Genomic DNA, 12490 nt, shown 5'->3' with positions numbered 1-12490 from the left:
AAACCTGCGCCCGCCGACATCGCCCTTCCCCCTGGGAAGCCGGCGATACAGCCCGTCCTCCGTGGCAGCCCACTGCGGAGGGCAGGACAGTTTCCGAAACGGGCGCTACTGGCGCTGTTTTGCCTCCTACTCACATTCCCCTGCACTGCCGCGCTGATTCCAGTCCACCTGCAGTGCGAATACTCCACAAACCCACTTGGCATCGACACTCGCCAACCGCGCCTTTCCTGGAGACTTGAGAGTGTGGAACGAGCGCAGCTTCAGACTGGCTACCAAATCCTGGCTGCGACCACCACGAACCTGTTGAACGAGGCAGAGGCCGATTTGTGGAACAGCGGCAAGGTGCAGTCCGACCAATCCCTGCATATTGAGTATCGCGGCAGGGATTTGAAACCGTCACAGGACGTATTCTGGACCGTGCGGGTTTGGGCTGCCAACGGCACCCCTTCCGCGTGGGCCCCCGCGCAGCGCTGGACCATGGGTCTCTTTGGCCCCGCCGGGCAAACCGCGGGACAGGATGATCCGCCCCTTGGCTGGAAGGCACGATGGATCTGTGCGCCTGCCACTTCCGAAGCGCTCCTGCTGCGCAAGGAAATCCGCGCCAAGCCAGGAATCAAACGCGCGATTATTCACGTCTCCGGACTTGGTCATTACGAATTGAACCTGAACGGCCGGAAGGTTGGCGACGAGTTGCTCTCGCCGGGTTGGACCGATTACAACGACACCATCCTTTACGACACGCGCGACATCACCCCGCTGCTCCGACCCGGAACCAACGCGCTTGGCATCACGCTTGGGAACGGCATGTATCACGTGCAACGCCGCAACCGTTTCGCGAAGTTCACGGGCTCGTTCGGCCCGCTGCGCGCCATCGCGCAATTGGAAATCGAATACGCGGACGGCACACACGAAACCTTTGCAACGGATCCAACCTGGCGCACGCATCCGGGACCCATTACATATTCGAGCATTTTTGGAGGCGAAGACTATGACGCGCGACTAATTCCTGCTGGCTGGGACAAGCCTGGTTTCGACGATCGCGGCTGGACACCTTCAGTTCACGTTGTGCGTCCCGGCGGAAAATTGCGGGGGCACAGCGCCTCCGTCGAACCCATCCGTGAAATCGAGGTCCGCAGGCCGATTGGAGAAACCAAGCTGGCGCCGAGCAAAATCGTTTACGATCTCGGCCAGAACACGTCCTACATGCCACGCATTCGCGTCAGCGGTCCTGCGGGCAGCACCGTGCGGCTCATCCCCGCCGAAGTCGTAAATCCCGATGGCTCGATCCTGCGATCCACGATGGGCAGCACCAACCGAGGGTTGTCGTGGTGGCAATACACAAAGTCCACGGACGATCCGGAGGAATGGTTCCCGCAGTTCTATTATGTGGGTTGCAGATATCTCGAGGCCACGCTCACCGCGCCAACCGCAGCGTCTTCCCTTCCGCAAATCGAGTCCCTCGAAGGAGTCGTCATTCATGCAGATGCGGCGGCCACTGGAGAATTCGAATGCTCCAATCCCCTGCTCAACCGCATTCGGGATCTTGTGAGATGGGCGCAGAGAGCGAACATGGTTTCCGTCCTGACCGACTGTCCGCATCGCGAGAAGCTCGGCTGGCTCGAGCAGTATCACCTGAACGGTCCCGCCATTCGTTACGAATTCGACATGGCGCGCATGTTCACGAAAGGGATGAATGACATGGCGGACGCGCAACTGGAAAACGGGCTCGTGCCGAACATTGCGCCTGAGTTCACGGAATTCAAGGGAGCCTTCCGCAGCGCCGCCGAATGGGGCAGCGCGTTCATCATCGTGCCCTGGCAGCAATACCAGTTTTGCGGCGACGTTCATCTTCTGCGCACGCATTACGCTGACATGAAGCGTTACTTCGCGTACCTGGAGAGCCTTGCCACCAACAACATCCTCGCGCAGGGACTGGGCGATTGGTTTGACCTGGGACCGAAAAAATCCGGCGCTCCGCAGCACACTCCCCCGCCCGTGACAGCGACAGCGTTCCTGTTCCACGACGCAGAATTGCTGGCGAAGATCGCGACGCTGCTGGGCAACGCCGAAGACGCCGCGCATTTTCGCAAACGCGCTGGAGAGATCCGCGCCAGTTACAATTCAACCTTCTTCAATACGGAAAATTCCACTTACGCCACGGGTTCCCAATGCGCGAACGCCCTGCCGCTTGTTTTTGGAATCGCTGAACCGCCATCGCACGACGCAGTGTTGAACGCTTTGATTGGCGACCTCGAGGCCCGCGACCACCTCATGACAGCGGGCGACATCGGGTATCGTTTCCTGCTCCAGGCATTGGCAAAGGCAGACCGTTCGGACGTGGTATATCGCATGATCAACCAGGACGACAAACCCGGCTACGGTTACATGCTGAAGAAGGGCGAAACGAGCCTGACTGAAGCCTGGGATGCCAACCTGACGACGTCGCACAACCACTTCATGCTCGGCCACATCACGGAATGGTTTTACAAGGACCTTGCCGGAATCGATTGCGATCCGAGCGGACCCGGCTTCAAGAAGATCATCATCCGTCCGCAACCTGTTGGCGGCATGACCTGGGCGCGGGCGAGGTACAATTCGATCCGCGGACCTATAGAAAGTCATTGGACCCGCAAGGACGGACGATTCGCGTTGAAGGTGGAGATTCCTCCGAATACAACCGCTCGCGTATTCATTCCTGCGACCGCGATTAATTCTGTGACAGAAGGAGGACGGCCGTTGAACGCTGCGGCGCGACAGGAGGGTTCCCGGGTTGTGTGCGAAATCGGTTCAGGCCGATACGAATTTCAGGTCAACGCTCCTTGAGTTATCCGCGACGGTGGCGTCCTAATGTGAGTTTCATCTGATCGCGCTCCGCGGGCTAGGAACCCTTCTCTTGCGATTCATGCCAGCGATGTTTGATGAGCGCGGCACCGGTGCCGATGGCGAAGAGCAGAAAGCTCCCGAGGATGGCCAACATACCCCCGGGAGCTGACCGCATCACCCCAACCAACACATGACCGGGACCGGCGAGCCCAACCAGGACTGCACTCGTAAGCAGAATTTGGAACTCCCACCGGCCCCGGAAAATTCGAACCACAGCGCACGCAATAACAACCACAATTGAAAAAGTGCAAGTCATCCAGCCCGATGCACCCGCATGCACCCAAACCAACGCATGCGCCACCCAGAGAATCGCCGCAACCGTCCGCACCGCACGCGCACCGTCGTGCAACATGTCGTCCCATCGGACGCTATGAACGAGCAGAAAGACAAGAGCCAGCTGCAACGCCACGTGCTGGATTCCCGCCACATCGCGACCACAAAACATTGCACTGATGGCACACAGCAGCGCGCCGAGCACTCCGGCCTTCGGCTGTCGCGACAACGCCGTCCACAACACCAGGTAACATCCGACTGCCAGTGAAAGCAGCATTGGCCGATCAAACCGCGGCAGCGTGCCGAATGAATTCGATGGCAGGCACGCCCCCAACATGACAAGCGACGCGAACAGCAAATGCCTGACAAACCGTGCGTCACGGCGCATCCAGAACGCCGCATAGACAACCGCATTCGCACCGGCCAGGACCATCAGCACTTCGACGTCTCCCCCGCCCGCGACAAGCGCCGCGATCAGTGGCAGCGTCAGCAGCGTGCGCGACACGCCCTGATGGAGATGCTTCAGGAAATCTGAAGTGCGCCAGGCTGCCAGCCAGGCCAGAACACAAAGCGATGGGGCGAGCAATTCCCGGCGCAAAACAAAATCATACATGTAGGTCAGGCTGTAGAGATGCACAGCCGTACCCGCGATCCACAGCCCAAAGAAGCCGAAGGGAAGCCAGCGGTGTTGCGGCAGCAAACTTCTTCCCACCTCCTTGGCGATTGGAAGGACACCCCCTAACATCAACAGCGCTGGCAAAATCAACAGCCAACTCCACTCGTGCATCTCGTGGGCAGGTCCCCAGACCGGCGTCCGCTCCTCCTGCAGATCGCGATACACCCAAAGCCAAATGACGTTCACTGTGAGGATCAGTCCGCCGGCAATCAGCGCGCGCGGCGGGAGGTTCAGTTGCCCAAACCACCGCCGCAGCGCGCCGAACCGCATCAACACCAACCCAACTCCCAGTACCGACATCCACCCCACCGTCCTTGAATCCATCAGCGCTGCATGGCTGATTAAAATAAATGGCACCAGCAACAAAAGGTTCTCGAGCGTTACCAGCAGCGTCGAATCGTACCAGACTTTCCGCCGGGCCAGGAAAATTGCCGTGCCCACCAGCAACAGCTCGTAGAACTGCAGCGAACCAAAATTGAATTGCAACTGGCTGAACTCGCGCGCTGCCAGCTGCGGATCTGTCGAGACCTTGTAAACGCCGAACAGCAGCAGCGCCGCGCTGACGAGATAAAACGGATTGCAGGCGAGCACCCGTTTGAACCACTGAGCTGAACCTGCGGTGACCTGCGAAACTTCCCGAGACACGAACGCGCCGCACTCACAAAACTGTTCTGCTGAATCCCGGCTGGTTTCGTCGTGCTCATTCATATTCACCTCAACGTCTTCTCGTTTCAGCGCACCGCACGGACGAGTTCCATTTAGCAGCGCGCGGGCCAACCGTTGAAAACCTCCATTTTGCTGAAGTTTTTGAAGTGCGACCGTTGGAAACGCTTTCCGAGCGCGTGGAAATCGCGCTTCGATGCGTGAAGTTCCATCCAAATACGATCTGCCGTGTCGCGGACTTCCAGTCGGGTGGGCGTAGTAACGCCGAGCAGGTTGGGAAGCCTGCGATACAGCAGACTTGGAAGTCTGCGCTACGTTCAGTCGGCGCAACGTAGCGCAGATCTCCGAACCTGCTGTTTTCTCCCCTCGCCTGCGACGCAGGAGCGGGAGCGGGTTGGGGAGAGGGGGGTGCAGTTTCCAAGTTGCAACGCTCCTCCTCTGCCCGCCCTGCCTCCACTCCGAGTGGAAGAGAGGGGGACCAAAAACGCTGCATTACGCTTTGCGCTTTGCCCTTCATTCCCCATCCCCTAGCCTGCCGGAGCATGAAAGTGATTCGTCACAATGACAGCGACTTCGACCGCCAGATTGAGCAACTGACCGCGAAATCGAGCTTGTTCGATCCCGAAATTGAGCAGCGCACGCTGGCCATCCTTCAGGCCGTTCAGGAACGGGGCGATGCCGCAGTGCTTGAGTTGACCGAACGCTTCGACGGCGCCCGGCTTACGGCAGATCAACTGGCCGTAACGCACGCGGAACTCATGACGGCGTCGCTGAAAGCGGATGAAGGGCTTCGCGCCGCGGTGACCGAAGCCGAAGCAAACGTGCGCATGTTTGCGCGCAAATCACGTCGCAAAAACTGGCAGGCGCATAATTTGCATCGAGCCCTGGTCGGAGAAAAATTCGATCCCTTTCAGCGCGTCGGCATTTACATCCCTGGCGGGACCGCGCCGCTGGTTTCAACCGCGATCATGACGATCACGCTCGCGAAGGCTGCAGGCTGCCCCGAGATCGTGGTGTGCACGCCATGCGGCAAGGACGGATCGATCAATAGCGCGCTCCTCTTCACAGCCCGCGCGGCGGGGGCCACGCAAATCTTTCGAGTTGGCGGCGCGCAAGCGATTGCCGCCATGGCTTATGGCACCGCAATCATTCCCAAGGTTCAAAAGATTTTCGGCCCCGGCAACGCCTATGTCAGCATGGCGAAGCGGTTGTTGTTCGGCCGCGTCGCCATCGACCTGCTTGCCGGGCCGAGCGACGTCCTTGTACTCGCCGACGATTCTGCGAATCCAAAGTCCGTGGCAGCCGATCTCCTTGCGCAAGCCGAACATGGTTCCGGCCGCGAACACGTCTGGCTGGTGACGACGTCAGGAACACTCCTGAAAGCGGTGGAAAAGGAAATGGCGAAACAGTTGCCGAAATTGCAGCGCCGCGAGTTCATCCAGCGCGTACTGAACGATTACGCATGGCTGATCCAGGTGCGCACCATCGATGACGCCGTTGCACTCACGAATCGCATTGCGCCGGAACATTGCGAAATTGTGACGAAGAATGCGCGCAGGGTGTCGGACGGGATCGTCACCGCGGGAGCGATTTTTCTCGGCCCGTGGTCACCGACTGTGCTGGGCGATTACATCGCCGGGCCAAGTCACGTGCTGCCCACGGACGGCGCAGGCGCTTCGTTTGCGGGTCTGACCGTTGACCAGTTCCAACGCCGCACGAGCGTCGTCGAATACAGCCGGCCGGGATTGAAACGAGCACTGCGCGGCGTGCGGAAGTTCGCAGAGATGGAAGGACTCGATGCGCATGGCGCATCGGCCGAGATCAGGTTCTAGACTTCCTTCTGACGCACGTCCAGGACTTCGTTCTTCATCACTGCCTTGGTGAGATCAAAGGGCGCGGCGGCCATTTCCTGCACCGCTTTCTTGCGCGCGGCGGCAACTGTCGGCGCGTCATCGATCGTCACCGTTGTCTCAAACGTTGCCTGCCGCCGAAGCAGAATCTCGAACGCCTTTCGTTTTCTGACAGTCTTTTTCTCAGGCTTGGGCGAAGGATCGGTGAGGTCGACTGGATCGGCAACGCGGGGTTGTTCCATGAGGTCGTACTTGATTCCAATCACGCGCGGCTTGGTCTCTTTCGGCAGCGGCTTCGGAAAAACGAGGTAGGAGGCGAACGCTTCCTGGTGAAAGCCGATCCTTCCAAAATCCTTCCGTTTGCTGGCCGGCGCCTGGATCAGCGTCAGCACACGGTTTTCCTTCACAGCTTTCATGAATCCGCGATCCTGCTTTGGATCGGACCACAACGTGATCACCTCCGGCTTTCCTGCTGATTTTACGAGCTCGCCAAATCGAATGTCTTTCGGCATGCGACAATGTCCGTCCCCCGCTGCGGATTGCCAATGCGTGATTCCCCGACGGTGGCTTAGATCACCCCAGGCGCGGGGCTGATCTGCCCGTGATAAAATGCGTCATGGAACAGCGCCTGATTGAAAAGCGGGTGAAACGCAGCCGGTTTGCTCCGTCAAAGCCGCGTGCTGGCGATGGTGAGGAACAAGCCGGAACCGCAGCGCCGCTGGTTCCGCCGCGGCCCACCATTTCCAAACTCCAGGCGGCCGCACGCGATTGCCGGGCCTGTCCGCTGTGGAAAACGGGGACGCAAACGGTGTTCGGAGAAGGCGCGCGCGGTGCACGGGTGGTGTTCGTGGGGGAACAGCCCGGGAACGATGAAGACCTTGCGGGCAAGCCATTCGTTGGACCCGCGGGCCGGCTGCTGGATCAAGCGCTGGCCGAGGCGGGAATTCAGCGAGACCAGGTTTACGTCACAAACACGGTGAAGCACTTCAAGTGGGAACCAAAGGGCAAGCGCCGCATTCACAAGAAACCAAACGGACGCGAGATTGCCGCGTGCCGTCCGTGGCTGGAGGCGGAACTTGCCGTGCTAAAACCGGACGTGCTGGTTTGCCTTGGAGCGACAGCTGCCCAGGCGTTGCTGGGAAAGGACTTTCGTGTCAGCCAGCAGCGCGGGCAATTTATGGAATCACCGCTTGCGCAACACACCGTCGCCACCGTTCATCCTTCGTCCATCCTGCGCGCGCCCGATCCCGAAACGCGCCACGCTGAAATGCGGCGGTTCGTTGAAGATCTCAAGAAGGTGGCTGAGGTGATTCGTTCAGCAACGTAGCGGAGTTCAGTGGAAATCGTAGGAGGCGGTGGCCACTCGCGGATCTGCCTTCAAGCGCTCAATCCGGGCAGCCTTCACGTGAATGACGTTGTCCACGTTCTGCAGCGTGCCTTCGATCACAAGGAATGATTCCTCCGTGATCAACAACCTGTTCGCCTCAAACATCGGCGGCGTCACGATGGCGTTGCTGATGCCGGTCTCGTCTTCCAGGCTGATAAAGACAAATCCCTTCGCGGTGCCGGGACGCTGGCGGCAGATCACATTGCCTGCAATTCGAATCCAACTGCCGCTTTCCGCCTTTGGCAAATCCGCGGCGCGCCAGACGTCCTTCAATTGGGATCGCAACAAAGCCATCGGGTGCTTCCCAGTCGTAAGCTGCATCGCGCGGTAATCAGCGCGAATGCGTTCCGCATAATTCATCGCGGGCAATGGCGACGCGGTGCGCGCATCCAAAGGCGCCTCGCGCAATTCCGAATCGGCGGGAGTGGATTCAGAAGCTTTTCCTGCGCGGGCCAGTTCGCTGTATTCGAATAAATCCCCCTGCCGCCATTCCTTCTCCACCAGCCACAGCGCGTCGCGCCGATGCGCGGCAAAGCAGTTGAACGCGCCCACTTCCGCGAGCACGCGCCATTCATCCCTGTTCAACCGCACGCGCCGCTTGCAATCGTCAATCGAAGTGAACGGCTCCCGGCGTTGCTCGGCAAGAAGCTGTTCCGCGCTCGTGCGGCTGAGCCCGCGAATCACCCGCAGGCCGAGGCGCACATGAAGGGATTCTCGTGCAGCTCCAGAACTCAACGCTCCTGCGGGCCTGGAAGCCTGCGCTACGTGCGCCGATTCAATCGCGCAATCCCAGTCCGACTCCCTGACGCACACGGGCAGAAACTTCACGCCATGGCGCTGGCCATCCTTCACCAGCGACGCCGAAGAATAAAAACCCATCGGCTGGTTGTTCAAGAGGCTCGCGTAAAACTCGGGTGCGCGATGGGCCTTCAAATAAGCCGAGGCATAAGCCAGGTGCGCGAAGCTGATCGCGTGTGATTCAGGAAAGCCGTACAACGCGAACGAGCCAATCGCCTGGATGATCTGCTCCACGACTTCAGGCCCATGGCCATTGCGTTCCAGGGCAGCGCGCAGTTTCTTCTCCACCTTCTGCATGCGTTCCTGCGAACGATGAAAACTCAGTGCGCGCCGCAATTCCTCCGCTTCCGCGCCCGAAAAATTCGCCATTACCATCGCGATCTCCAGCATCTGTTCCTGGAACAATGGCACGCCCAGCGTGCGCTCAAGGACCGGCTTCACGCTGTCGTGATAATAGCGCACAGGCTGCTTGCCCGCGCGGCGCTCCAGGTAGGGATGCATCAGATGCCCCTGGATCGGGCCGGGACGGATGATCGCGACTTCGATCACGACATCATAAAAACATTTCGGCTTCATGCGCGGCAGCGTCGCCATCTGCGCGCGGCTCTCAATCTGGAATACGCCAACCGTGTCCGCAGCCTGCATCATTTCAAACGTTTTCGCGTCATCCTGCGGCAGGTGCGCCAGGTCGACTGGACGTCCCAATCGGCCCGTCAACTCCACTGTGTCCTGCAGCACCGACATCATGCCGAGGCCGAGGAAGTCCACCTTGATGATGCCCAAGTCTTCGCAATCGTCCTTGTCCCATTGCGCCACGACGCGGCCAGGCATCGATGCATTCTCGAGCGGCATCACGGAATCCAGTTTTCCCTGGCAAATGATCATGCCACCCGAATGTTGCCCGAGATGCCGCGGCAATCCGCGAATCGCGCTGCACAACACGGCAAAGGCAGGCGCGCGTGGATGTTCCTTCGGCAGGCCGGCCTTTTCCATTTGAGCCGCGAGGTCGAGCGTGTGCGGGAAATCTCCATTCGCGTACAGGTTCGAGAAGCGATTCAACACATCGCCCGCAAGGTTCAACGCCTTGCCCACTTCCCGCGATGCGCTGCGTCCGCGGAACGTGATGACGTTCGCAGTCATTGCAGCGCCGTGGCGTCCGTAACGCTGGTAGATTTCCTGGATCACGCGCTCACGGCGACCGCCGCTGGGCAGGTCGATGTCGATGTCAGGCCAGGAACTCTTGCGTCCTTCGGTGAGGAAGCGTTCAAACAGCGTGTTGAAGCGCAACGGATCGACAGCAGTGATGCCCAGGCAAAAGCATACCGTGCTGTTGGCAGCGCTGCCGCGGCCCTGCGCCATGATGTTCTGCTGGCGGCAGAACTGGACGATGTCCCAGACGATGAGGAAATATCCTGAGACCTTGAGCTTTGCGATCAGCGGCAATTCCTTTTCAAGCTGCAGCCGGACTTTCTCGGGCACGTACCCATAGCGCTGCCTGGCGCCCGCGTAAGCCTGTTCACGCAGGAACGTATCCATGGAATGGCCGGGCGGCACGGGATACTCGGGAAATTCGTATCCCAGGTTTTCCATCGAAAACTCCAGACGCTGGGCAAGCCGCACCGTATTTTCGATCGCTTCCGGGCAATCGAAGAACAACTCGCTCATCTGCGCGGACGTCTTCAGATAACGCTCGCTGTTCTGCGCCAGGAGCTTCCCAGCAGCATCCAGGTGCGTGTGATTTCGGATGCAGGTGAAGACATCGAGGATCGGACGTTCCATTTCAGATGCATACAACACGCCGTTCGTCGCCAGCAGCGGCAGGTGAGATTGCTCCGCCAATTCGACAAGATCGCGATGCGTTCGATCCTCGCCGCGCAGGTGATGGCGTTGAACCTCGACGAACAGATGATCGCGTCCGAAAATGTGCAGGAGCCTTTCCAGCGCGCGCACTTGTCCACCCTTTGCGGCGGGGCGGCGTGAACTTCCAAATGCGATGGGCGATGTTCCGCCGCGTTGCAGAAGCCGCGTGCCGTTGCCGCTTTCCAGGGAAGCAGTCTTCGCCAAATCCTTCAGCAGCGGCCCTTCCTCATCGCCCGTCAACGCCACCAACCCTTTTGCAAATTCCGGCAATTCATCCCAGCCCACAGTGGCTTTGCCTTTTTCGCTGCGCAGATGCGCACGCGTGAGCAGCTGGCAGAGGTTCTGGTAACCGACGCGTGATTCCACCAATACAGGCAGAACGGTCTGGTCTTCCATCACGATCTCGGCGCCTACAATGGCCTTTACGCCGGTTTCCTGCGCACGGCCAAAGAGCCGCGGCGCGCCATAGACGCCATTGCGATCGCATAACGCCACCGCGGGCAATCCCAGCGCAGCGGCTTTCTCGGCGAGCTGTTCGGGAGTGGAAGCGCCGCGCAAAAAACTGAACGCGCTGCGTGCGTGGAGTTCCACATACCCGCCGTGCCCCCTGCCCTTCAGACGTTGCGCCTCAGTCATAGACGCCCTCCACAAAGCATTCGGTTCCCGTCCTGAAAATCCGGCACAGCGTTCCATCCGCAGTTTGCACATCCCATTCCTCCCGCGTCCAAACCTGCCGATCCCACCAGTCGCCCGAACTGCGGTAAGGCCCGCGCACTTCCACCACGGCCCCATTGACCGACGAACTGCGGAGCAGCGCCGGGCGTTCCCCGCGAAATTCCACCGTCGCGGGAATTGCCGGACGAAAACGGCGCAAAGCCAGTCCAATCGCTGCGTCAACGTGGGCGGCGCCGGAAGCCTGCGCGTCGAATTGCGGAGATCGCAGCGAGAACACGTCGGGCCGATGCGTGCTTGCCACGACCGGAGTTCCGACGCGATCCGATCCGCACAACGCGGTGAGACACGCCAGCGTTTCGGCGAATTGATTGGGGTCCCTGAGCGTCGTTTCAAACAGACCAAACTGATGCGTCTGCGGCAGGCAAGGTGTGGCTTCCAGTGTCAAACCGACGATTGCCGTTTCGGTGCGAACCGATTCCAGGTGCGTTTGCAGTGTGCGAAAGAGCGTGTTGACGTCAGCGGTTGGCGCGGGAATGCGAAAGTGATGTTCGTAAACAGCGCCTGATCCGAGTTTCAGTTGCAGATGCAACTGCGCGACGACGAGATGAATCACGTCGAGGCGCCGCGCCAGTTGTTCAACAAAACGCCGCAGCACAAACAGCAGCGGCTCGGCGGTTTCAATCTCCACTTCAAATTCAACCTGTTCCGCAAACGTCTGCCTAGGCGCGACGAGCTTGAGGGGGCGGCTGGCGTGCGGCGAGAGGCGGCGCAGCAATGACACGATTTCAGGACCCAGACGATCCGCGAGTTCAGTTCGGCCGAGGTTGAGCAATTCGCCAATGGTCTGAACACCCCATCGCTCCAAAATATCGAGAATGGACGGCGAAGGTTCCAGCACGTCGACAGGCAGCGCGGATACAAACGCATCCACATCGCGAACAATCAACGTCGGGCGCGCGGCCTTGGCGGCAAGCAACGCGAGCGATGGCGTCGACGCCACGCCAATGCGAACGCGCAAACTCAGCGTTTCGAGCGCGGCCACAATCTGCGCAGCCCAATCCTGAAGTGCGCTTTCGCCGTCTAATCCAAGCCCCTTCAATTCCAGAGTGCAGACGCCAGGAGCGCTGTTTTCGATGCTGGGCGAAAAGGCATAGGCCGTTTGAAGCAGGATATCCATCGCCGCCTGTTCCTGCGCCAGCGAACGCGACAGGATCCGCAGTTCAGCGCTGCGCGCCATTGCCTGGCTGGCGGTTAATCCTTCGATCACACCCTGCGCGCGCGCGGGGCTGGTGAGCTGGATGATGTTTGGCTTGGGCAGGCTTGGATCGACGAGCGCGATGGACTTTGAACACGACTCCGCTTCCTGCCGCAATACGGCTTGCAGGGCGAAGTCAGGGACGAAAATGGCCGCGAAAGTGTCCAAGG

The 12490-nt window shown here is 59.8% G+C and carries 7 protein-coding genes; 3 read left to right on the top strand and 4 right to left on the bottom strand.

Going from position 1 to position 12490, the window contains the following annotated elements:
- Nucleotides 1–243 precede the first annotated feature (243 nt).
- On the top strand, nt 244–2823 hold the full coding sequence (locus VEH04_04640; protein ID HYG22049.1) for a family 78 glycoside hydrolase catalytic domain: 2580 nt from the start codon (nt 244–246) through the stop codon (nt 2821–2823).
- A 55-nt stretch (nt 2824–2878) separates the two neighbouring features.
- Here the strand turns inward: VEH04_04640 and VEH04_04635 are convergent, their stop codons facing one another.
- A complete protein-coding gene (locus VEH04_04635) occupies nt 2879–4540 on the bottom strand; it encodes a hypothetical protein (protein ID HYG22048.1) in 1662 nt (553 codons plus the stop codon).
- A 497-nt stretch (nt 4541–5037) separates the two neighbouring features.
- Here VEH04_04635 and hisD point away from each other — a divergent pair, with 497 nt between their 5' ends.
- Entirely contained in the window at nt 5038–6327 is a 1290-nt protein-coding gene (hisD, locus tag VEH04_04630; GenBank protein HYG22047.1) for a histidinol dehydrogenase, read from the top strand.
- On the opposite strand, the gene VEH04_04625 is transcribed toward hisD, so the two are convergent.
- Complete coding sequence (locus tag VEH04_04625) at nt 6324–6857, bottom strand: hypothetical protein (protein ID HYG22046.1); 534 nt, start codon at nt 6855–6857, stop codon at nt 6324–6326. The genes hisD and VEH04_04625 overlap by 4 nt on opposite strands.
- 104 nt (nt 6858–6961) lie before the next feature.
- On the opposite strand from VEH04_04625, the gene VEH04_04620 reads away from it, so the two are divergent.
- Entirely contained in the window at nt 6962–7672 is a 711-nt protein-coding gene (locus tag VEH04_04620) for a UdgX family uracil-DNA binding protein (protein HYG22045.1), read from the top strand.
- A gap of 6 nt (nt 7673–7678) precedes the next feature.
- On the opposite strand, the gene VEH04_04615 is transcribed toward VEH04_04620, so the two are convergent.
- Nucleotides 7679–11026, bottom strand: coding sequence for an error-prone DNA polymerase (locus tag VEH04_04615; GenBank protein HYG22044.1), 3348 nt, complete (start codon nt 11024–11026; stop codon nt 7679–7681).
- Nucleotides 11019–12488 (bottom strand): DNA polymerase Y family protein, encoded by a 1470-nt coding sequence (locus VEH04_04610; protein ID HYG22043.1) that lies wholly within the window; start codon nt 12486–12488, stop codon nt 11019–11021. Before VEH04_04610 ends, VEH04_04615 begins: the two co-directional genes overlap by 8 nt.
- Between the last annotated feature and the right edge of the window lie 2 nt (nt 12489–12490).

The organism is Verrucomicrobiia bacterium (genome assembly GCA_035629175.1).
GTDB lineage: Bacteria > Verrucomicrobiota > Verrucomicrobiia > Limisphaerales > DASXHY01 > DASXHY01.
The sequence above is the reverse complement of the archived record's forward strand: the minus strand, read 5'-3'. Positions and strand labels throughout refer to the sequence as shown.